This is a genomic window from Mycobacterium sp. NGS40, assembly GCF_059812735.1.
In genome coordinates this window covers 110576-131844 of record NZ_JCALDG010000014.1, presented here as the reverse complement: position 1 = coordinate 131844, position 21269 = coordinate 110576, and the positions used below count along the sequence as shown (strand labels likewise).

General features: G+C 66.5%; 24 protein-coding genes. 5 read left to right on the top strand and 19 right to left on the bottom strand.

Going from position 1 to position 21269, the window contains the following annotated elements:
- The 14 genes from AC5Y5O_RS21335 to AC5Y5O_RS21270 all read right to left on the bottom strand — a co-directional run bounded on the left by AC5Y5O_RS21335 (position 1) and on the right by AC5Y5O_RS21270 (position 11884).
- A complete protein-coding gene (locus AC5Y5O_RS21335) occupies positions 1-378 on the bottom strand; it encodes an NADH-quinone oxidoreductase subunit A (protein ID WP_090600871.1) in 378 nt (125 codons plus the stop codon).
- A gap of 235 nt (positions 379-613) precedes the next feature.
- A complete protein-coding gene (locus AC5Y5O_RS21330; protein ID WP_085225798.1) occupies positions 614-1015 on the bottom strand; it encodes an Rv3143 family two-component system response regulator in 402 nt (133 codons plus the stop codon).
- Positions 1016-1045: 30 nt separating this feature from the next.
- Complete coding sequence (locus AC5Y5O_RS21325; protein ID WP_096285596.1) at positions 1046-1582, bottom strand: YceI family protein; 537 nt, start codon at positions 1580-1582, stop codon at positions 1046-1048.
- 2 nt (positions 1583-1584) lie between these two features.
- Positions 1585-1998, bottom strand: coding sequence for a nuclear transport factor 2 family protein (locus AC5Y5O_RS21320; RefSeq protein WP_096285597.1), 414 nt, complete (start codon positions 1996-1998; stop codon positions 1585-1587).
- Positions 1999-2007: 9 nt separating this feature from the next.
- The gene (locus AC5Y5O_RS21315) at positions 2008-2346 is read right to left on the bottom strand and encodes a DUF6285 domain-containing protein (protein WP_096290926.1); all 339 of its coding nucleotides are present in this window, start codon (positions 2344-2346) and stop codon (positions 2008-2010) included.
- On the bottom strand, positions 2343-3416 hold the full coding sequence (locus tag AC5Y5O_RS21310) for a phosphotransferase family protein (RefSeq protein WP_096285599.1): 1074 nt from the start codon (positions 3414-3416) through the stop codon (positions 2343-2345). Before AC5Y5O_RS21310 ends, AC5Y5O_RS21315 begins: the two co-directional genes overlap by 4 nt.
- Complete coding sequence (locus tag AC5Y5O_RS21305) at positions 3413-4651, bottom strand: acyl-CoA dehydrogenase family protein (protein WP_096285601.1); 1239 nt, start codon at positions 4649-4651, stop codon at positions 3413-3415. The genes AC5Y5O_RS21310 and AC5Y5O_RS21305 overlap by 4 nt, the downstream gene beginning before the upstream one ends.
- A 21-nt stretch (positions 4652-4672) precedes the next feature.
- On the bottom strand, positions 4673-5302 hold the full coding sequence (locus tag AC5Y5O_RS21300) for a TetR/AcrR family transcriptional regulator (protein ID WP_096285603.1): 630 nt from the start codon (positions 5300-5302) through the stop codon (positions 4673-4675).
- Positions 5302-6210, bottom strand: a complete 909-nt coding sequence (locus AC5Y5O_RS21295; RefSeq protein WP_096285605.1) for a hydroxymethylglutaryl-CoA lyase — start codon at positions 6208-6210, stop codon at positions 5302-5304. The genes AC5Y5O_RS21300 and AC5Y5O_RS21295 overlap by 1 nt, the downstream gene beginning before the upstream one ends.
- A complete protein-coding gene (locus AC5Y5O_RS21290; RefSeq protein WP_096285606.1) occupies positions 6207-7406 on the bottom strand; it encodes a CaiB/BaiF CoA transferase family protein in 1200 nt (399 codons plus the stop codon). Before AC5Y5O_RS21290 ends, AC5Y5O_RS21295 begins: the two co-directional genes overlap by 4 nt.
- Positions 7403-8590: an alpha/beta hydrolase family protein gene (locus tag AC5Y5O_RS21285; RefSeq protein WP_500027269.1), complete on the bottom strand. Its 1188-nt coding sequence runs from the start codon at positions 8588-8590 to the stop codon at positions 7403-7405. Before AC5Y5O_RS21285 ends, AC5Y5O_RS21290 begins: the two co-directional genes overlap by 4 nt.
- A complete protein-coding gene (locus AC5Y5O_RS21280; RefSeq protein WP_096285610.1) occupies positions 8590-9705 on the bottom strand; it encodes a homogentisate 1,2-dioxygenase in 1116 nt (371 codons plus the stop codon). The genes AC5Y5O_RS21285 and AC5Y5O_RS21280 overlap by 1 nt, the downstream gene beginning before the upstream one ends.
- Before the next feature lie 145 nt (positions 9706-9850).
- Positions 9851-10822: an NADPH:quinone oxidoreductase family protein gene (locus AC5Y5O_RS21275; protein WP_096285612.1), complete on the bottom strand. Its 972-nt coding sequence runs from the start codon at positions 10820-10822 to the stop codon at positions 9851-9853.
- Between the two features lie 63 nt (positions 10823-10885).
- Entirely contained in the window at positions 10886-11884 is a 999-nt protein-coding gene (locus AC5Y5O_RS21270; RefSeq protein ID WP_500027266.1) for an oxidoreductase, read from the bottom strand.
- Positions 11885-11906: 22 nt separating this feature from the next.
- On the opposite strand from AC5Y5O_RS21270, the gene AC5Y5O_RS21265 reads away from it, so the two are divergent.
- Both AC5Y5O_RS21265 and AC5Y5O_RS21260 read left to right on the top strand, forming a co-directional pair.
- Positions 11907-12764, top strand: coding sequence for an oxidoreductase (locus AC5Y5O_RS21265; protein ID WP_500027264.1), 858 nt, complete (start codon positions 11907-11909; stop codon positions 12762-12764).
- Positions 12764-13300 (top strand): GNAT family N-acetyltransferase, encoded by a 537-nt coding sequence (locus AC5Y5O_RS21260; protein WP_500027262.1) that lies wholly within the window; start codon positions 12764-12766, stop codon positions 13298-13300. Before AC5Y5O_RS21265 ends, AC5Y5O_RS21260 begins: the two co-directional genes overlap by 1 nt.
- A gap of 78 nt (positions 13301-13378) precedes the next feature.
- Here AC5Y5O_RS21260 and AC5Y5O_RS21255 read toward each other — a convergent pair whose 3' ends face one another.
- The 3 genes from AC5Y5O_RS21255 to hisN all read right to left on the bottom strand — a co-directional run bounded on the left by AC5Y5O_RS21255 (position 13379) and on the right by hisN (position 16870).
- Positions 13379-14587: an acyl-CoA dehydrogenase family protein gene (locus AC5Y5O_RS21255; protein WP_500027260.1), complete on the bottom strand. Its 1209-nt coding sequence runs from the start codon at positions 14585-14587 to the stop codon at positions 13379-13381.
- Between the two features lie 25 nt (positions 14588-14612).
- Positions 14613-16010: an acyl-CoA dehydrogenase family protein gene (locus tag AC5Y5O_RS21250; protein WP_096285621.1), complete on the bottom strand. Its 1398-nt coding sequence runs from the start codon at positions 16008-16010 to the stop codon at positions 14613-14615.
- A gap of 77 nt (positions 16011-16087) precedes the next feature.
- Entirely contained in the window at positions 16088-16870 is a 783-nt protein-coding gene (gene hisN, locus AC5Y5O_RS21245; protein WP_096285623.1) for a histidinol-phosphatase, read from the bottom strand.
- Between the two features lie 285 nt (positions 16871-17155).
- Here hisN and AC5Y5O_RS21240 point away from each other — a divergent pair, with 285 nt between their 5' ends.
- Positions 17156-18544, top strand: a complete 1389-nt coding sequence (locus tag AC5Y5O_RS21240; RefSeq protein ID WP_096285625.1) for a WS/DGAT/MGAT family O-acyltransferase — start codon at positions 17156-17158, stop codon at positions 18542-18544.
- 5 nt (positions 18545-18549) lie between these two features.
- Here the strand turns inward: AC5Y5O_RS21240 and AC5Y5O_RS21235 are convergent, their stop codons facing one another.
- On the bottom strand, positions 18550-18978 hold the full coding sequence (locus AC5Y5O_RS21235; protein ID WP_096285627.1) for a pyridoxamine 5'-phosphate oxidase family protein: 429 nt from the start codon (positions 18976-18978) through the stop codon (positions 18550-18552).
- A 118-nt stretch (positions 18979-19096) separates the two neighbouring features.
- Here AC5Y5O_RS21235 and AC5Y5O_RS21230 point away from each other — a divergent pair, with 118 nt between their 5' ends.
- A complete protein-coding gene (locus tag AC5Y5O_RS21230; RefSeq protein WP_096285629.1) occupies positions 19097-19426 on the top strand; it encodes a hypothetical protein in 330 nt (109 codons plus the stop codon).
- A gap of 217 nt (positions 19427-19643) precedes the next feature.
- A complete protein-coding gene (locus tag AC5Y5O_RS21225) occupies positions 19644-19847 on the top strand; it encodes a hypothetical protein (protein ID WP_103175401.1) in 204 nt (67 codons plus the stop codon).
- Positions 19848-19889: 42 nt separating this feature from the next.
- On the opposite strand, the gene AC5Y5O_RS21220 is transcribed toward AC5Y5O_RS21225, so the two are convergent.
- Positions 19890-21251 carry an FAD-dependent oxidoreductase gene (locus AC5Y5O_RS21220; protein ID WP_096285631.1) on the bottom strand — a complete coding sequence of 454 codons (1362 nt, stop codon included), beginning with the start codon at positions 21249-21251 and terminating at the stop codon, positions 19890-19892.
- Positions 21252-21269: the final 18 nt, after the last annotated feature.

Sequence of the window (21269 nt, the reverse complement as noted above, 5' to 3'; positions counted from 1 at the left end):
TCAATCCCATGTCAGGCCGCCGCGGCGCCACACGTAGGCGTAGGCCACGAACACGGTGAGCATGAACACCACCATCTCGACCAGAGCAAACATCCCCAGTGCGTCGTAGCTGACCGCCCACGGATACAGGAACACGATTTCGATGTCGAAGACGATGAACAGCATCGCGGTCAGGTAGTACTTCACCGGAAACCGCTGCCCGGGCGTCGCATGCGGCCCACTCACCGACGTTTCGGTCGGCTCGATGCCGCATTCGTAGGCCGCCATCTTCGACTTGTTGTAGCGCGACGGGCCGGCCAGGCTTGCGATCACCACCGAGCCCACAGCAAAGGCGGCGGCGATTCCGCCTAGCACCAGGATGGGTATGTAGACGTTCAACTCGCTCCAAGATCCGTCGTGGGGCCGCCTATATAGCGACCAGGCGGCGACCGGGCTGCTGTGACGGACTGGGTCTGTAGCCCGGCACAGTGATCTTCAACATAGCGTCGAGGCGGCTGGGGCACGTGCTCGGGGTGGTGCTAATGCGTGGTTTGCGGTGTGAGATCCGGCACGTTTTCGGGGCGCGGCAAAGACGGCGCCGCAACGGCACCGGGAAAGGAGCAGGTCGTCAGCTTCAGATCGCGGGGGCGCGCAGCAACCCGAGCACGGTGCGACCCAGCACGATCGGGTCGATCGGGTGCGGCACCGCGGCCTCGGCGCGCGACCACGTCGCGAGCCACGCGTCGTCCGGGCGTCCGGTGAGCACCAGGATCGGCGGGCAGGTTTCGAGCTCGTCCTTGAGCTGTTTGGCGATTCCCATGCCGCCGGTCGGTGTCGCTTCACCGTCGAGGATGGCCAGGTCAATGCCGCCCTCGTCCATGGTGCGGATCACCATCGGGCCGGTAGCCACCTCGACATAGTTCAACTCCGGCAGATCCGGGTGCAGCCGCTTACCCAGTGCCCGCTTCACTTTGTCGCGGGTGTTGGGGTTGTCGCTGTAGACGAGTATCCGCAGAGCGATGGTGGCGTCGGGCACGGTGCAGATGCTACTGGTGCTCGACCGGCTTTATCGGCCAGACCGCACGAAAACGGCCTGTGCCGCCGCCTTGGCCGCGGGCGCGACCATGCCGAACTTGTTCCAGCCGATGCCGAACTGGGATCGATCGATCCTGGTTTCGCCCGAGATTTGGATCGAACCGTCGCCGCTTCCGGTGACGGTGACGGGCAGCGGTACCGGCGCACTGATCCCCTTGATCGTGAAGCTGGCCCGCAGGTCCGCGCCCTTGCCCTCGGTCGGGTGAATCGCCGTGACGACGACGCTGATCTCAGGAAACCGCTCGACATCGAAGAAATCGGCCGAGCGCAGATGCTCGTCGCGACGGCCGATGCCGGTCTGCACCGACGCGGTACGGATGTCGAGGCGGCCGAAGACCGAGCCCTGGCCGGTGAGTTGTCCGTCGCCGGTGAACTCGGTGAACCGGCCCTTGACGGTGAGCAGGCCCCACATGTTCCTGATCTTGAAGGTGACGGCCGACCGGTCGGGAATGATCTTCCACCCCCCGGCCAGGTCGGGATCATTCAACAGTGTTTCCAGCGTCGTCATCGTCACCTCATCAGCGGCGCAATCTCGGCGGGGTCGAAGTACTCGTCGATCCGGTCGATCAGACCATTTGTGCCCACCCTGATCACGATGCAAACGCGCATGGAGATCGATTGACCGGCATGGCCGGTGGCGTGCAGGACGTGCTGCTGAACGAAGCCACTGATCAATCCGTCGTCGAAAAGCCGGCGATCGAGGATCTCGTAGCGACGTTCGGTGGTCACACCGATGAACCAGTCGATGACTTTGAGCGCGCGGGTCTTGTCATCGGTCCTGAAGGGGTCCCGGCTGGCGCCCACCCGCCATACCGCGATGTCGTCGCTCCACAGCCGATCGACCGCGGCCTTGTCGCCGCTGACGATCGATGAGAACAGCTGGTCGGCCGTGTCGAGGACGACCTGGGTGGTTGCAGCGGGCATGGCAGGCTCCTATTCGCTGTCGTACCCGGGGTGGGCAACCGCCAACCGATTGCGCACCAGGGTTCTTAGGACGGCGAGCACCTCGCCGGCACGCTCGTCGAGCTCGCCGGCCCGGATGGCGGCGGCGAGCTGCTCCTCGTCTCCGAAACCCAAGCCGGTCAGCGCGTCTCGCGATTCCGCTTCACTCTCGTCGCGCAGTTCGCGCTCGACGATGCGCAATGCGTTGGCGGCCACCCGGGAGTGGAAGTTGACCTGTCCGGTGGTCGCCTCCCGGACGTCTGTTTCCAGGAACTCGGCCACCGCGGCCACGAGTTCGGCAGCCAGCGGGCGTCCGTATGCGCCGATCACCACCGCGCCTCCTTTGATTGCCCGCCTCGCCCCCTCGCCGCCGCGCGGCTGGGGGTGCCCCCACCGCGCGCCGCTGCGCGGCGTGCATCGTCACCGGGCGCTTCGAGCAGGTTGAGGATGTCCCACTCGGTTTCGCTGACCCGGCGGCCGATCGTCGCCAGCTCGACCGAGCGCGACTGACCGCTCAAATGCCGCTCCGCCTGGAAGCGGCAGATCACGCCCCAGCGCAGGGTGGCCAACACCAGCCACCAGTGCAGTGCCGCCCGGTCGACGCTGGTTCCGCTGGCCCGTTCGTAGTCGCGCACGAAACTCTCTATGCTGCCGAGGCCGCCGGCGCCGAGGCTGGCCGGAGCGCCGAACCGCCAGGCGCGGATGCAGAACCAGGCCAGGTCTTCGTAGGCCTCGCCGCGGTGCACCAGCTCCCAGTCGAGCACCGCGGCCAGGTTGGATCCGTCGACGATCAGGTTGCCCATCCGGTAGTCGCCGTGCACCAGCACCGTTGCCGATTGCTGCGGCCGGTGCGCGGCCAACCAGCGAAAGGCCCATTCGAAGGTGGCGGTGGTGTCGTTCATCGCGTCGAGGCGCTCGCGATACTCCACCAGCTGGTCCTCGTACTCCAGGCCCGGGATGTCCGGGTCGGCCCGGTGAATGGCGGCCAACGCTTGCGCGCATTGCCGCAGCAGCTCGGTGCGGCGCGCGTGCCCGTCGGGAGTGTCGAGCTGACGCTGGATGCGCCGGACGATGGTCTCGCCCTTGATCTCATCGCAGACGAGAAACGGATTGCCCAGTGCCGCAACCGAATCATCGGCGAGGAGGATGTGGGGGACCGGCGCGCCGGCGGCCGCGGCCGCCGCCTGCGCACGGGCTTCGAGCTCCATGCCGGCATGAACGTCGTCGGGTGGGCCGGTGCGCAGGATCAGCGCGCGGCGTTGGCTGCCGGTGACCGCGTCGAACGCCCAGGTGGTGCGGCTGGCGCCGCCGGTCAGCGCGCGCAGGTTCTCGATCGTGGTGCCGGCGCCCAGTACCGGCACCAGCGCCGCTTCCAGTTTGGCGCCCAGTTCCCCGGTCACGGCTTGCCGAACTTGAACAGCCGCTGCGCCACTCGGCGAATCTGGATTTCCTCAGCGCCCTCGGTGATCCGATAGCGTCGATGATGCCGGTAGATGTGCTCGAACTGTTCATGACGGCTGTAGCCCAGACCGCCGTAGACCTGCATGGCGCGGTCGGCGGCGTCGCAGACCAGCCGGTTGGCGCGATAGTTGGCCATCGACACCTTGTCCGACACTTCCATGTGGTGGTCGCGGTCCAGGTGCCAGGCGGCGTATTGCACTAGTAGCCGCACCATCTGCGCTTCGGTCTGCAGCTCGGCGAGCGGCCATTGCACGGCTTGATTGACCGACAACGGCTTGCCGAACACCGTGCGCTTGGCTGCGTATTCGGCGGCTCGGTCGATGCAATACTGCGCGGCGCCCAGGCTGCTCGCGGCTTGGCGAATCCGGTTCTCGTGCAAGAACGTTTGGGCGACCTCCAGGCCGCGGTCGACCTCGCCGAGGACCGCATCGGCGGGGATCCGGACATCGGTCAGCTCGACTTCACCGTGGTCGGTGGGCATGTTGAAGGTCCACCAGTAGTAGGGGACTTCGAATCCGGGGGTGTCGGTCGGGACCAGGAACGCGGTGATGCCCCGCGCTTGTCCCGGCTCACCGGAGGTGCGGGCGAAGACGAGGTCGTGGGTGGCGCGGTGCACACCGGTGTTGAACCGCTTGGAGCCGTTGATCACCCAGCTGTCGCCGTCGAGCTGGGCATGGGTTTCCAGCCAGGTCGCGTCGGATCCGTGCTGCGGCTCGGTCAGTCCGAATGCCATGGACCGCTCACCGGTGATAAGCGCCTCCGACCACACCCGACGCTGCTCGCCGGTGCCGAAGCGCTCCATCATGATCACCTGAGGGAAGTTCCCGACGATCGACGACTCGTTCTGCAGGTCGTTGTGCAGTCCGAGTCCCTTGTGCGCCAAGTGTTCCCGGATCACCGCCATGTCGACGTTGGTGCCGTCGCGGCCGCCCAGCGAGGCCGGAAGTCCGTAGCGCAGCCAGCCGGCCTTGTCGGCGCGCCGGCGCATCTCGGCGAGCAGCTTCTCCCACTCTTCGGTCGGGATGCCGTCGTTGTCCCAATCGGTGCGGGCATGCTCGCGGCGCTGATCGAAGAACTGGATGTTTTCGCGTTCCAGCGGCTTGATCTCCGCCTCGATGAAGGCATCCATCTCGGCGAGTACGCCCGGAAGGTGTTCTGGCAGGGTGAAATCCACAGTTGTCTCCTTGGGAAAGGCTCAAGCGCCGTACAGAGTTTTCTTCCACACCGTCGACAGGGTCGCAATGGCGTCCTCGTCGCTGATCTGCATCCCGAGACCAGACTGCCCGACGAAGACGGTGGTGAAGTTCTCGAACAGCAGGGCAATGGCCGCCGCCGTGTGCTGCGGGTTGAGTTCGCTGCCGTAGCCCTGTTCCTGGGCGCGTCGCACCGATGAGGCCACGATGTCCATGCCGAACTTTCGAAACTCGTTCTGCACGGCCGCGAACCGCTGCTGCGTGGTGGCCAGCTGGGCGACGGCGATCATGATGCCGATGTGCTGCTTGAAGATGTTCCAGTACCCAGTGACCACCGAGGTGAAGAACGCATTGTCGTCCGGAGAGTCGGGCAGGTGCACGCTCAGCCCGGACGGCGCCACCACATCGTGCAGGAACGACTCCGCCAGCGCGGCCAGCAGGTCTTCCTTGTCGGCGAAGTACCGGTAGAAAACCGCCGGCGACTTTCCGGCGGCCGATGTGATGTCGGCCAGCGTGGTGCCGTGAAAGCCGCGTTCGGCGAACAGTTTTCGCGCGGCCTGCTCGATGGCCTCCCTGGTCTGGCGGCCTTTGGAGGTCAGCGCCCGCGACGCGTCGGGGGTGGACACACCCATCAGTTCCGGATCCGGTCGCCCGCGCGCAGTAGCGCGCTCGGCAGGTCATGGCCCACCGCCGATTTCGCGACGGCGGCGGCGGCGATCGCGGCTTGCAGGTCGACGTCCACATCGATGCCACTGTCGGTGAGCAGGTAGACCAGTTCTTCGGTGGCGATGTTGCCGGTGGCCCCCGGAGCGAACGGGCAACCACCCAGTCCGCCGACCGAGGCGTCCAGTCGGGTGACGCCGGCGCTGACCGCCGCGTAGGCGCTGGCCAGCCCGGCGCCGCGGGTGTTGTGGAAGTGCGCTCCCAGCGGCAGGTTGCCGATCACCGGACGCAGTTGGGCGATCAGCGAACTCACCCGGCCCGGGGTGGTGGTGCCGATCGTGTCGGCGATCGACAGGCGGTCGGCACCGCGGTCGCGGGCGGCCGCGGCGATCTCGAGAACCCGCTGCGCCGGGGTGGGTCCTTCGAACGGCGAGTCCCATGCGGTGGCGATGACGACCTCGACGGTGACAGGAAGGCTTGAGGGGCCGCCGTGCGCGATGGCGACGATCTCGTCGATCTGGTCGGTGGCCTGGACGCTGGTGCGCCCGACGTTGGCCATGCTGAACGTGTCGTCGGCGGCCACCACGTATTCGATCGAGCGCAGCCCGGCGGCAACCGCGCGCTTGGCGCCATTGGGGCTGGCAACCAGGGCGGAGAATTCGATGTCGGGGTAGTTGTGCAGCTGGGCGGCGAGCTCGGCGGCATCGGCCATCGACGGCACTTTCGTCGGGGAGACGAACGCCGTCGCCTCCACCTCGCGCACACCCGTGGCGGCCACCGCCGCGAGCAGTTCGAGCTTGGCCGACAACGGGATTGGCTTTTCGATCTGCAGCCCGTCGCGCAGCGCCACCTCACGGATATCGACGTGCCGGTTCATAGCACCCCCTCGCCGCGCAGTGCCTCGAGCTCGTCGGCGGTCTTGCCGAGCAACCCCGCGTAGACGTCGTCGTTGTGTTGTCCGGGGCAGGCCGGCCCCGCATGGCGGACACTGCCCGGCGATTCCGACAGCACCGGAACAACTCCGGGTCCCAATACATTACGTGCGATGCGTTCGTCATAGTGCTCGACCAGCATGCCGCGTGCCCGCAGCTGAGGGTCTTCGACCACTTCGGCGACGGTGTTGATCGGGCCCGCGATCACGCCTGCGGCACTGAGGGTTTCGACGATGGTTCCGGGCTGCCGCTCGGCGGCCCATGCGCCGATGATCTTGTCGAGCTCGTCCTGGTTGCGCCCGCGAGCGGTGTGCGTGGCGAACCGGTCGTCGCCGGCCAGCTCCGGGCGCCCCATCGCCGCGCACAGCCGGGCGAACACGGTGTCCTGGTTGGCCGCGATCACCACCCACGAATCGTCGGCGCTGCGATAGATGTTCGACGGCGCGATACCTTCCAGCCGGGTGCCCGACGGTCCGCGCACCACGCCGCCTACGTCGTAATCGGGAATCGTGGATTCCTGGATGGCCAAGCAAGATTCGGTCAGCGCGACGTCGACGACTTGTCCTCGACCCGTGACGCTGCGACGGTACAGGGCGGCTATCGCGCCCTGGGCGCCGAACATGCCGGCCAGACTGTCGCCGAGCGAGAGCGCCAGGCGGGGTGGCGGGCCGCCGGGAAATCCGTTGAGGTGGCGCAGTCCGCTGGCGGCCTCGGCCACCGAGGCATAACCCGCCTTGTGCGCGTCGGGTCCGGTCTGCCCGTAACCGGACACCCGGACCAGGATGATGCCGGCGTTGCGTTCGCTGAGTATGTCGTAGCCCAGGTTCCACTTCTCGAGAGTGCCCGGGCGGAAGTTCTCCACCACGACGTCGGACTTCTCGACGAGCTCGAGGAACAGCTCGCGCCCGTGCGGTTTGCGCAGGTCGAGCGTGATCGCTTTCTTGTTGCGCGCGGCCACGGTCCAGAACACGTGGTGCCCTTCGTATTCGGCTTGACCCCAGTTGCGCAGCGGGTCCGGGGCGCCCGGCGGCTCCACCTTGATGACCTCGGCGCCCATGTCCCCGAGCAAGCGGCCGGCGAACGGACCCGCGATCAAGGTGCCCAGTTCGAGCACCCGGATGCCGTCCAGCGCACCCGTCACGGCGAGCTCGCGAATTCGTGCCGGATCAGCCAGTCGGTGACGACGTTGACGGCCTCGCGCAACTTGTCGCGCTGGTCCGGACCGGCGTAATAGTGTGTGGCACCAGGGATTTCGTACATCTCCTTGTCGGAATGTCCGATCGCCTCGAACAGCCGCCGGGTGTGGCTGGGTGTGCAGGCGTCGTCGGCCAGGTTGCCGATCACCAGCGCAGGGATGGCGATATCGCGACCGCAGTCCACTCCGTCGCCGCGGGCTTCGTCGTAGCTCCATTGCGACAGCCAGCCGCGCAGCGTCGAGAAGCGGGCCAGCCCGACCGGGCTCATGTTCACCACCTGAGGATCACCCAGATAGCAGGTGCCCGGCGTGCGCTCGTTGGGATCCACGGTGGGATCCAGCCAGCGGGGATCAGCCATCGTGCCATGAACGACGAATCCGAACTCGTCGTCGGGGCGGCCCTGAGCGGTCAAATCAGCCAGCTTCTCTTTGGCCCATGCGGTGATGCGGCGGTTGCGGTCGATCTGCGCTTGACGGTACCGGTCCAGGAACTCCTGGGTGTAGGGCGGCTGGTTGGGATTGTCGGGGTTGTACAGATCGAGCTCGGGATCGCGCTTGGTGGGATCGGATTCGTCGAGGATGGACGCGTCCAGCCATTCGGTCAGCGTGCCGTGCCGGCTGATGTGCGCGGCCAACAGCATGATGCCGTCGGCGGCCGGCAGCTCCAGCTTGGTCAGGTCCGGTCCGTCGCCGGTCGGGCTCGACGTGATCGTCGCGTGCTGGGCCTGCTGCTGGTAGAAGACCGACAGCGAGCCGCCCCCGCTCCATCCCGCCAACACCACCTTGGGATAGCCCAGCCGGTTCTTGGCGTCCTTGATGCATTCCCCGAGATCCTCGACGACCTTCTCCATCAGCAACGCCGAATCCGTGCCGCGGAACCGGCTGTTGCAGTAGATGACGTGGTGGCCGGCCCGAGCCAGCGCGTTGATCATCGGAAGATAGGCGCCGCCGCCGATCGGGTGCATGAACACCAGGACGGTGTCTGACGGCTTGTCTTTCGGCTTGAGCAGGTAGCTCTCCAGCACGGTGATCTCGGCCAGCCCGCCGTAAACGTCTCGGACGCTGGAATTGTTCTGGAAGGCAACAAGATACGGGATCCGGTCGTAGTCGTGCTTGACGGCTTGACTCATCAGTGTTGTCCTAAATCGTTGGCCAGTACTTCGGGTGAGGGTGTCAGGCGCTTGCGGGTGTCGACGGCGATAACCTGCCAGTCGACCCGCGAGTGCTCGTCGAACTTGCGGCGGGCTCGTTCGCGGGCCTTCTCCGGCGCGCCGTGGTGAACCCCTTGCGGCGCATGGGTGATCAGGCCCGGCGGCATCGGGATGCCGTAGAGCGAGCCGCCGTGGAAGAACGCGATTTCGTCGTAGTCGACGTTGCGGTGATACCAGGGAGTGCGTTCGGTGCCGGCAACGCCCTCGGCGGGCTTGGGCAGGAAGTTCATCACGTAGACACCGGTCGCCTGCATGAACAGGTGCACCGTCGGCGGCAGGTGAACGCTGTCGGAGGTGATCACGTTGTAGTCGTCGATGTTGAAGGTGAACGCGAAGTTGTCGCCGCGCCATCCTTCGACGTCGAGTGGATTATGTTGGTAGACAAGCGTGGTCGTGCCGCCTTCTAGAACATCGCGGTGGAAGAGTTGGACCTCGTATTCGTCGCGGGCCCCCAACCCGGGGGGGTCGTCGATCGGAGCAGGCTCGGGAATGGTGGCCTGCGAAGGATCGAAGGGGAAGTGCCGGCCCAACGGGCCGGGCGGCGGCACCCGGAACTCGTCGGTGGCCTCGATCATCAGCAGCGTGGTTTCGCGATCCGGCACCTGACGCCAGGTGCAGGCCTTCGGGATGTAGACCCAGTCACCCTCGCGGTAGTGCAGCGGGCCGAACTCGGTCTCCAGCAGTCCGGTGCCGTGGTGGACGAACGACAGCAGATCGCCGTCGACATAGCGGGCGAAGTAGGGCATCGGCTCGCGGCGGCGGCTCAACAGAACGCGGCAGTCCTCGTTGCTGAACATCAGCAGCGGCACACCGTTGGCGTCGGTCGCATCGCTGGGCTTGAGCTCGCTGGACAGCACGTCGACCGGGCGCAGCGGTCCGGACGCTCGATAGGCGGTGGGGTCGTGGCGGCGGTAGATGTTGGCCGTGCGCCCGGTGAAACCGCCCCGGCCCAGCTCGTCGTCCTTGAGGCCGTCAAGGTCGGCGTGCAGGCGGCGCGGCGTCTTGCCTTTGCGCAGGTGAACGAACGATTCCATGGCGACTCCCGGGCACGTCAGGCGACCAAAACTGAAAGTGACATTACTTTCTCTTTTGACCACGCACAAGAGCCGTCGTTATTGCCGGCTTGGCTTCGCGCAAAAGCCGGGCGACCCGCTCAGGCGCGCCTCGAACCGGCCGCCGCTAGTCGCGGACGCGCAGGACGACTTTTCCTTTGGCGGTGCGATTCTCCATCGAGGCGACGGCCGCGGCGGCCTGGTCCAGCGGGTAAACCTCCGGCTCCGGCGCCGCAAGCTTGCCCGAGGTGAGCAGGCGCTCCAGTCCGGCCCACTGTTCGTCCAGCGCGCCGGGATGCGTTGCCGTCCATGCGCCCCAGCCGACGCCGACGACGTCAATGTTATTGAGCAGCAGTCGGTTTACCTTCACCGTGGGGATCTCGCCGCCGGTAAAGCCGACGACCAGAAGCCGTCCGCCCGGAACAAGGGAGCGTAGGGAATCGGTGAACCGGTCACCGCCGACCGGGTCGACGACCATGTCGACGCCGCGGCCGCCGGTCAATTCCTTCACCGCATCTTTGAAGTTATCGGCCAGTACCACGTCGGTCGCGCCGGCCGCGGTGGCGATCCGGCCCTTCTCCTCCGTGCTGACCACCGCGATCGTGCGCGAGGCCCCGAGCGCCGGCGCCAAGCGCAGCGTCGAGGTTCCGATCCCGCCGGCCGCGCCGTGCACCAGCACGCTTTCGCCCTGTTGCAGGCGGCCACGAACCGTCAGTGCGAAGTACACCGTCAGGTCGTTGAACAGCAGTCCGGCGCCCGCCTCGAAGCTCACGTTGTCCGGCAGCTTGAACGCCCGGTCGGGGGAGAGCACCGCGACCTCGGCCATACCGCCGGTCAGCATCGTCAGGCCGACGACCCGGTCGCCGGGACCCACGTGAGCGCCCGCCGGAGCCGAACGAACGACGCCGGCGATCTCGGCTCCCAGCACGAACGGCGGGTCCGGCCGGTACTGGTAGAGGCCGCGGGTCAGCAGTGCGTCCGGGAACGCGGCGCCGGCGGCATGCACCTCGACGACGATCCCGTCGCCGGTGGGCTCGTCGACCTCGCCCACCTCGATCGCGTCTGGGCCGTCTAGCCGCGTCACCCGTGCTGCACGCATGCTGCCTCCATTGTCGATGGGGCCGGACGCCTCCGCCCAGCGCTCGAATAGCCTACTGCCAGCTCAGAATCCGCCGGCGACACGTACCACCGCGCGGCCCGAGTAGGTGCCCGCGCGCAGTTGATCCAAAATCTCGACCACGTCTTTCACATCGACGTCGTTGGCGACCGTGTCCAGGTGCCGCGGCTTGAGCGAGTGGCCCAGCAACGCCCACAACTTGCGTCGGCGTGCAATGGGCATCAGCACCGAGTCCATGCCGAGCAGGGAGACGCCGCGCAGGATGAACGGCATCACCGTGGTGTGCAACGCGGGCCCACCGGTGAGACCGCTGGCCGCCACCGCCCCGCCGTAGTCGACCGTGCTGAGCACATCGGCGAGCGTCGCGCCCCCGACACAATCCACTGCGCCCGCCCAGCGCGCCTTGGCCAGCGGTCGCGGCTTGGCATCGGGGTCGGCGGGCAGCCGGCCGATAACCTCAGCAGCGCCAAGCTCTTTCAGCATTGCGGTGGCCGCTTCCTTACCGGTGGACGCGACCACCTGATAGCCCGCCGCCGCGAGTAGGTCCACGCTGACCGACCCGACACCACCGGAGGCGCCGGTGACGACGATGGGCCCGGCGTCGAGCGCGATGCCCCAGTCGATCAGGGCCTGCACGCTCATCGCGGCGGTGAAGCCGGCGGTCCCGATGGCCGCACCCTCACGCGGGCTCAGTGCTCCCAGCGCCACCACCTGGTCGGCGGGCAGTCGCGCGTACTCGGCGTAGCCACCGTGATGGCCGGTGCCGATCGCGTACCCGTGGGCCAGCACCCTGTCTCCGACGCTGAAGTCCGGCGACTGCGATTCGACGACTTCGCCGGTGAGGTCGATGCCCGGCACGATCGGATAGTCGCGCACCACGCCGCCCTTGGGCGTCAGCGCCAGCGCGTCCTTGTAGTTGACGCTGGAATACAACACCCGGATCGTCACCTCACCGGGCGGCAGGTCGGCCGGGCTGAGCGTTTCGACCGACGCCGTGATCCGATCACCATCTTGACGGGCTACCAGCGCCTGAAACGTGTCCATACGACGACGTTAGCCTCATCGTATGGATCCCTTTCCCCTTGGTCGCTTTTCGGTAGCCCGCGTCGGCTTCGGGGCTATGCAACTGCCCGGTCCCAGGGTGATGGGTCCGCCACGTGATCGTGACGAGGCGCTGGCGGTGCTGCGCAGGGCCGTCGAACGCGGCGTCAACCACATCGACACCGCCCAGTTCTACGGCCCCGACGTCGCCAACGAGTTGATCCGCGAGGCGCTGCACCCGTATCCGCAAGATCTGGCATTAGTGAGCAAGGTAGGCGGGCGCCGCGATGACGCCGGCGCCTGGCTGCCGGTCGACGAGCCGTCGGAGCTGCGCCGCGACATCGAAACGAACTTGCGATCGCTCGGCGTCGACCAACTGGCGGCGGTCAATCTGCGACTGTTCGAAAGCGACGGCCCCGGCCAGCTTTTCGATGACCAGCTCTCGGTGATGATCGATGCCCGTGACGAGGGGCTGATCGGTGGCATCGGGCTGAGCAACATCAACCGCGAGCACCTGCTGCATGCGCTGGAGTGCACCGAGATTGACTGTGTGCAAAACGCTTTCAATCTGATTGACCGGGACTCCGCAGCGGTGCTTCAGGAGTGCACCAGGCGGGGAATCGCGTTCGTTCCGTTCTTTCCGTTGGGCGCGGCGTTCGTGCAGCCGAACCCGGTGCTCAGTCACGAGCTGGTGCAGCGCGCGGCGCAACGGCTCGGCCACACGCCCGCGCAGGTCGCGTTGGCATGGACGCTGAGCGTGGCGCCGAACGTGCTGCTGATCCCCGGTACCTCGTCGCTGGGGCATCTCGAGGAGAACCTCGACGTTGCCTCGATCGAACTCGACGACGACACCCGCGAGCAGCTGAACGCAGTCGCTGCCTGATGCCGCCACGCGTTCGACGCGCGACTCCGGACGACGCCGCGGCGTGCGCCGACCTCTACCGGCCGTACGTGCTGGACACTGCGATCACGTTCGAGACCGAGGTGCCGACGGTAGCAGAGTTCGCCGAGCGCATCGCCAAAGCGATTGCGACGCATGAATTTCTGGTGCTCGAGGTCGACGGGTGCATCGCGGGCTACGCCTACGCGCAGACGTTCAATCCCCGTGCCGCCTATCGATGGTCGGTTGAGACGAGCGTGTACGTCGCCCAGGACCGGCGTCACACCGGGGGTGGCCGGATGCTCTACACCGAACTGCTACAGCGGTTGGCGCAGCGCGGCTTTCGGCGGGCGTTCGCCGGCATCGCGCAACCCAACGAGGCCAGCAACGCGCTGCACGCGGCATTCGGCTTCCGCCCGGCCGGTGACTATCGGCGCGTCGGCTGGAAACTCGGCGCGTGGCACGACGTCACGTGGTGGCAGCTCGACCTGCTGGCGCCCGAGGACGAGGTCGACCCGCCGCGTCCGATCGTCAGTTAGCGCTCGCCGAACGTGCACTCACTGCGAAAAAACGGCGTGAAATTCGCAGTGGCTTCACGCTCGGCGTAAGAGGACTCGCTACTTGAGTTCGGCGGAGGAGAGGCCCAGGAGCCGGCGTGCGACCACGAGCTGCTGGATTTGCTGGGTGCCTTCGAAGATGTCCATGATCTTCGAGTCACGCGCCCACTTCTCCAGCAGCGACTGCTCCGAATAGCCTGGGGTGCCGGCTAATTCGACCGCTTTCAGCGTGACGTCGGTGCCCACTCGGCCAGCCTTGGCCTTGGCCATCGACGCTTCTTTGGAGTTGGGGATCTTGTTGTCGGCCTGCCACGCCGCGCGCAGCGTCAGCTGGTAGGCCGACTCCCAGTCGGCCTCCATCCGCAGGAATTCGGCCGCAGCGGCGCTTTGGGCGTGCGCGGGCCTGTCATAGGAGATCTCGGCCCCGGCCTCGGTCAGGATTTTGCGCAGCTCCTCCAGGGCGGCCCGGGCGATGCCGATGGCCATGCCGGCGACCACGGGCCGGGTGTTGTCGAAGGTCTCCATGACACCGGAAAATCCTTGGCCCGATTGGATTTCCGGGTTGCCGAGCAGGTTGTCCTTCGGGATCCGCGCGTTGTCGAACCGGATCGCGGCGGTGTCGGATCCCTTGATGCCGAGCTTCTTTTCCAGCCGTTCGACGGTGACACCGGGATGTTCGCGGGGCACGATGAACGACTTGATCGCCGGGCGACCCTGCGACTTGTCCAGGGTCGCCCACACCACGATATGGGTGGCCCGCGAACCCGCTGTGACGTAGATCTTTTCGCCGTTGATCACGTACTCGTCGCCGTCCAGCTTGGCAGTGGTCGATACGGCAGCCGAGTCGGATCCGAAGCTGGGTTCGGTGATCGCCATCGCCGCCCAGACTCGGCCCAGCCGCTGCAACTGCTCGTCGGTGGCCACGCCGCTGATCGCCGCGTTGCCCAGACCCTGATAGGGCATCGACAGCATCATCGCCGCGTCACCCCAACTGGCCTCCATCGTCTGCAGCACCGCCGCCATGTTGGAGCCGTTGCGGTTTTCTTCCTTGCTCTCACTGCTGCGGAACGCCTCGGCGCCGGCGAGTCCCACGGCATTGGATTCGGCGGCGCCGGAGAACAGGTTGGACAAGGTGTCCAGCTCCACCGGATAGGCGTGCTCGTGGACGTCGTACTTGCGGGCGATCGGGCGCATCATCTCCGCGGCGCCTTGGTGGGCCTTGTCGATCACCGCTTGCATCTTGCGGGGCAGTTCCAGATTGATTGCCATGATTGATCTTTCGCTAGGGGACGACTCAGATAACGACGACGCCCTCGGCGACGCCGATGGCCCGCAGGTCGCGGTACCAGCGTTCGACGGGGTGTTCTTTCGTGTAGCCGTGGCCGCCGAGTAGTTGCACGCCGTCCAGGCCGATTTGCATGCCCTTGTCGGCGCCGATCCGCTTGGCCAGCGCGGCCTCGCGGATGAACGGAAGGCCTTGTTCGGCACGCGCGGCACCGCGCCAGGTGATCAGCCGCAGCCCGTCCAGCTCGATGGCGATGTTGGCGCACATGAACGCCACGGCCTGACGGCGAGCGACGGGCTCGCCGAACGCCTCGCGCTCCTTCACGTACGGGATGACATAGTCGAGAACCGCGTGCGAGGTGCCGACCGCCAGCGCCGCCCAGCCCAGCCGGGACAGCGCTATCGCCTCGGAGTAGTCCTCATCGGTGGCTTCCTCCTCGCCGAGGCGGGCGTTCAGCGGCACCGACACCCCGGCGAGCTCGAGCTGACCCAGCGCGGCGGCCCGGATACCCATGCTTGGATCCGCCTTGACGGTAAGGCCTTTGGCGCCCGATTCGACGATGAACAGTGCGGGCTTGCCGTTCAATTGAGCGCCGACGATGAACAGCTCGGCATCGGCCGCGGCCGGGACCAACGACTTCACACCGTCGAGCCGGTACCCGCTCGGTGTGCGCACAGCGGTGGTCTTCAACCGGGTGGGGTCGAACAGCGGTTGGGGTTCGGCAATGGCCACGCAGGCCTGCGGGACATTCTCGCCGGCGAACTCGGGCAGATAGCTGGCTTGCTGGTCCGCGCTGCCCCAGTGGGTCAGCGCGGCTGCCACGCCACCCGGCGCCAGGATGGGCAATGCCAACCCCATGTCGCCGTAGGCCAATGCCTCGGCCACCAGCACGTTGGTGACACTCGAGCGGTGTGCGGCGATGCCCTCGAAGTCCTCGGGGATGTTGATCGCGGTGATGCCGAGTTCGGCCGCCTTGGCGATCAAGTCGGGCCGGTAGCTCGCCGCCTCGTCGGCCTCGGGGGCCGCGGGCCGCAGCACCTCTTCGGCGAATTCCTCGAGGGTCTCGACGATCATCTTCTGTTCGTCGTCGGGCCGCAGGTCGTAGTAGTCCATGCCGCTGGACTTCAGCCGGGTGGGTCCACTGCGCAGGCTCTGGACTCGTTTGAACTGGCGGGAAGCGGCACCGGCGGTGGAAAAGATCGTCTTAGTGCCGTAGCGCAGGCCCCGGTTCATCGGGTCACGCAGGTGGTATTTGTCCAGAAATTCCTGGCCGACCAGCGGGGTAAGCAGCGCCAGGGTGATGTCGATCCCGGTGCGTCTGTGCGGTTGCATCCCGACGCCGGTGTTGCGTCCGCGCCGTTTTCCGCGCGGATGGGAAGTATTTGAGCCGGAGACAGTGTCCGTCATTTCAGCAGCCTCTGTAGTTGGGGCGATGCAGTCAAGAGGCTATCTTACTCCGGAGTAAGATAAAGAGTGCTTGTTAGCTACTTCACACCGAGGCGGCGCAGCACATATTCGTGCAACAGGCCGTTCGTCGCCACGGCGTCGCCGCGATGAGGGCCCGCGATGCCATCCAGGCCGGTGAATGTCCCGCCGGCCTCGCGCACCAGGATGTCGAGTGCGGCCAGATCCCACACCGAGACTTCCGGTTCGGCCGCGATATCCACCGCACCCTCCGCGAGGAGGCAATATGAGAAGAAATCTCCATACGCCCGCACCCGCCATACGGCGTCGGTCAGTTCGATGAGGTGGTCGCGCAGGCCGCGTTCGGCCCAACCCGACAGGCTGGAAAACGACAGGCTCGCCGAATCCAGTTGTGCCACCGAGGAAACCGACAAGCGCCGCGGCGCAGCGCCGTCGACCGAGGCGAATGCGCCCTGGCCGGCCGATGCCCACCACCGTCGTTGCAGCGCCGGCGCGCTTACCACACCGACCACGGGCACACCGTCGTCGAGCAGCGCGATCAGGCTGGCCCACACCGGAACCCCGCGCACGAAATTCTTGGTGCCGTCGATCGGGTCGACGATCCATTGCCGGCCGGCCAAGCTGGTTGTCCCGCCGAACTCCTCGCCGACGACGCTGTCGTCGGGTCGCTCGCGCGCCAGCACCTCGCGGACCTCGGATTCGACCGCCCGGTCGGCGTCGGTCACCGGGGTCAGGTCCGGCTTGGTGTCGACGTGCAGGTCCAGCGCGCCGAACCGGTCGCGGGTCAGCATGTCCGCACGGTCGGCAAGTGCCATCGCCAATGCGAGATCGTCCTGACTCATGCCAGCAGTCCTACCACGGGCCGGCCCGCGTCCGTCATCCCCGGGTTGCGCGGAAACGGCGTGACGATGCCGACCGGGAGGCAAACACACCGTGGTGCTCTGGTCGGCGCCCAGCTCCAACAGCGTTTTGCAGATAACGCAATTGCAACGACGCCGGGCTTCGGGTTTGGCCGCTGCACGGCGCGCTGCCGAAGGGACCTTCGGCCCTAACGGCGCACCGTCTCGCGACGAATGATGTTACTACGAGTTGCAGATAAGCCCCGCGCAGCTGGAAGGTCGCTGATCATGAACCGCCTGACGACACTGGAAGCCGGTTTCCTCAAAGCCGAAGACGCCGATGCGCGGGTCAGCTTGGCCATCGGGGGACTGTCGGTCATCGAAGGCCCGGCGCCGGACCAGGGCGCGCTGATGTCGGCGTTCGCCGAACGCATACGCGCCTGCCCCCGCATGGGACAACGGTTGCGGTTGCGGCTGTTCGACCTCGGCGCTCCGCAGTGGGTGGACGACCTCGGCTTCGACATCGGCCGGCACGTGCGGCGTGTTGCGCTGCCGCAGCCCGGAGGCGACCAGGAGTTGTTCCGGGTGGTCGCCGATCTGATGGCCAGGCGTCTGGACCGCGATCGGCCGTTGTGGGAGATCTGGGTAGTCGAAGGTCTTAGCGACGGTCGATGGGCGATGCTGACCAAGATCCACCACTGCATGGCCGATGGGATCGCGGCCACACATATGCTCGCCGGACTGTGTGATGACGGCGTCAGTGACAGGTTTGCCCCGCATATCGGTCCGGCGAAAGACGCGAAAACGCATGCGGCAGAAGTCAACCCGCTGGCGATTCTGGGCGCGTTGTGGAGCGCGTCGACCTCGGTGGCTGCCGGCGCCGCGCGAGCGGCCCTGGGCGCCGCGGAAATCGCCACCGGTCTGCTGCGCTCGGATCCGTCACCACTGAACGGACGGATCGGAGATTTACGTCGATACAGCGGCGCGCGAGTGCCGCTGGCCGACATCGAGAAAGTATGCACGGCGTTTGACGTAACCATCAATGATGTTGCGCTGGCGGCAATTACGGAAAGCTATCGCAACGTCCTGGTCAAGCGTGGCGAGCGATTGCAGCCCGGTTCGTTGCGCACCTTGGTGCCGGTGTCGATGCGGTCCGCCGATGCGTTCGACAAGACCGACAACCGGGTGTCGGTGATGCTTGCGGAGTTGCCGATCGACGAGGAGAACCCGGTGCAGCGGCTGCGCATCGTGCATTCGCGGTTGGGCCGGACGAAGGCCGGTGGACAACGTCAGGCCGGAAACGCGTTCGTGGCCATGGCCAATCGCATTCCGTTCGCGTTGGCCGGCTGGGCGCTCGGGTTTCTGACGCGACTGCCACAACGCGGCGTCGCCACGCTGGCCACCAACGTCCCGGGTCCGCGGCGCCCCCTGCGGGTGATGGGCAACAAGGTGCTGGGCGTGTTCCCGGTCCCACCCATCGCGATGCAACTGCGAACCGGCGTCGCGATGCTCAGCTACGCCGACGACCTATTTATAGGAATCCTTGCCGACTATGACGAGGTGGCCGACGTCGACGAGCTGACCCGCGGGATCGAAGCCGCGGTGGCTCGCCTGGTGGCCATCAGCAAGCGGCGCAAGGCTCATTACGCCCGCGGACCGCTGTCCCTGGTCGTGTGAGCGCGTCAGGCAAACGATGCGTTCGGATCGGGTTCCGGCCCAAATGTGAAGTGACGCCCCGTGATATCTGTCGGGGTAACCCGGACGTAATGCTTCTTGACGGTCGCCGTCCACGGCATCAGCTCGGCGCGGTCGGCGCGCTCGATGTCCGCCGCGGTCTTCAGCACTCGAGCGCGGCCCCGGACGATCACGCTCCAGCCTTCGGCGACGTCGTGGTCGTCGGCCTCGAATACCACCACGCTGTTCCCCACGGCGGAGAACAACTTGGTGCCCTCGGCGGTGCGGAACAGCACGGTTCGGTCTTGCACCGCATAGTTCACCGGGAAGATCTCGGGTTCGCCGGCGAAACTAGTCACCAGTCGGCCCAAGGCGACGCCGCTCAGCCTGCGCCAACTCTCGTCCTCCGACAAAACGACCGCGGGCTCATCCGTCATCGACCTCACCTTTCCTCGGGCGCGCCAGTACCCATGACGCTACGGCGAATCCGGGTGGGACAGTAGGGTCCTAGGTCAATTTGACCGTACATCGCCCCGGCCGTCCTACCATGGCGACGTGTGGGAATTCGCGCTGTTACTTCTGCTCGTCGTGGTGCTGGCGGGATTTCTCGCTCAGCGGTTCATTCCGCGCGGCCCGCGGGGGGAGTCGCTGCGCGGCACGTTGCTGGTGACCGGGGTGAGCCCGCGGCCCGACGTCACCGGCGAGCAGTACGTCACCATCACCGGTGTGATCAACGGACCCACCGTCAACGAATATCCCGTCTACTGGCGGATGGTGGTCGACGTCGATCGTTGGCCGAGCATGGGCGAACTGCACGAGGTGGTGTATTCCTCGAAGAATCCGGACAACTGGAAGTTCGCTCCGCCCGAATCTCCTGCGGGCTAGTCGCCCACACCCACCCGCCGGCGGGCGCGTCAGTCGCTCTCGGTAGGGGGCCAGGCCCCGAAAAAGACGAAACCCGTTGTGTCACAAACCTCGTGGATGATAGAGGGTATGGCGCTCGGCGTCGACGGCCCAGTAGCTGCCGCGCCGGCGGATCAAGGGTGCTCGCACGATTGACGACCTCGCTTGCTTTGTGGGTGGCAGGTGGCATTCTGATGTCATGGCGGACAAGGACATCGAGCGCATCCGGGCAACAAGCGCTCTGCAAGTGATCAGGCAGCACCCCGTCCTGGTGCTGTTCGCGGTGTCGCCGGCGCTTGCGGTGCTGGGCGTCATCTGGTGGCTGGCCGGCGCGGGCTGGGCAATCGCCGCGGCGATCGTCCTGCTGCTCGCAAGCGCGGGCATCATCGTCTTCCGCGGCTAGGTCGAGTTCAGCCCCATCGCGAATGCGCCAACAGGCCTGCGATCAGCCGTGGCCGATGCGCAGCAGGTCGGTGAGATTCGGCAGTTTGACGCGGGGACGCCCGTGCGATTCGCCGGCCGCCCGCTCATGGGCGTCGATGATGTCCCAGTGAGCCGAGGTGACCAGCTTCGGTTGGCGCGAGGCCAGCCAGTCGGCCAATTTGTCGGCATGGTCGTCTGGGAAGGTGACCAGTTCGTCGGCGGCGGTCAAATCGTTGATCAGGGTGTCGACGGTGTCCTGGGAGTCCTTCTTATTGGTGCCGATGACGCCGGTCGGCCCCCGCTTGATCCACCCGACCACGTATTCATTGCGGCTGCCCTCGACCCGGCCGTCGGTGTTGGGGATGGTCGCGGTCTTGTCGTCAAAGGGCAATCCCGGGGTGGGCATGCCGCGATAGCCGACCGAGCGCACCACCAGCTGAGCCGGCAGCTCCTCGCGCTCCCCGGTGTCCTTGGCCGACACCCGTCCGCTCTGGTCCGCGACCAACTCGTTGCGGCCGAGGACGATGCCCTCCACCCTCTCGTCGCCCTTGATCTCGATCGGAGAGGTCAGGAACCTGAACACCATGCGCCGGTGTCCCGGGCGGGGTTCGCGGTTGGCGTAGTCGCGCAGCACCTTGATGTTCTGTTTCGTGGTCTTGCCGGCGGCCTCGGCGTCTTCGTCGCTGATGCCCTCCAGCTGCGCGGGATCGACGATGACGTCGACCCCTTCGAGGTCGGCCAGCTCGCGCAATTCCAGCGTGGTGAACGCGGCCTCCAAGGGCCCGCGCCGGCCCACGATCACCACTTCTTCCACGCCGCATGGGCGCAGGGATTCCAGCGCGTGATCAGCGATATCGGTCTCGGCCAGCGCGCCGGGGTCGGTGATCAGGATGCGGGCGACGTCGAGGGCCACATTGCCGTTGCCAATGACGATCGCGCGGGCCCCCGACAGATCCGGGGTCGCGCTCTCGAAGTGCGGATGGGCGTTGTACCAGCCCACGAACTCGACGGCGGCCATGCTGCCCGCCAGCTCTTCGCCGGGAATCTGCAACGACCGATCCGATTGCGCCCCGATCGCATAAATCACGGCGTGGTAGCGCTCGCCGAGTTCGGCGGGAGCCACGTGCTCACCCACCGCCACGTTGCCGAAGAACCGGAAGCGGGGATCGCCGGCGATCTTTTCGAACTGCTTGCTGATCGACTTGATCTTGGGGTGGTCGGGTGCCACGCCCGAGCGCACCAGTCCCCACGGCGTCGGCAACATCTCGAGCATGTCGACCGCGACATCGATCTCATCGGAGTTATCGGCAGCCTTCAGCAAAGATGCTGCGGCGAAGAACCCCGATGGTCCGGAGCCGACGATGGCGACATGAAATCGACGCATACCCAAGCCTTCTGTCCA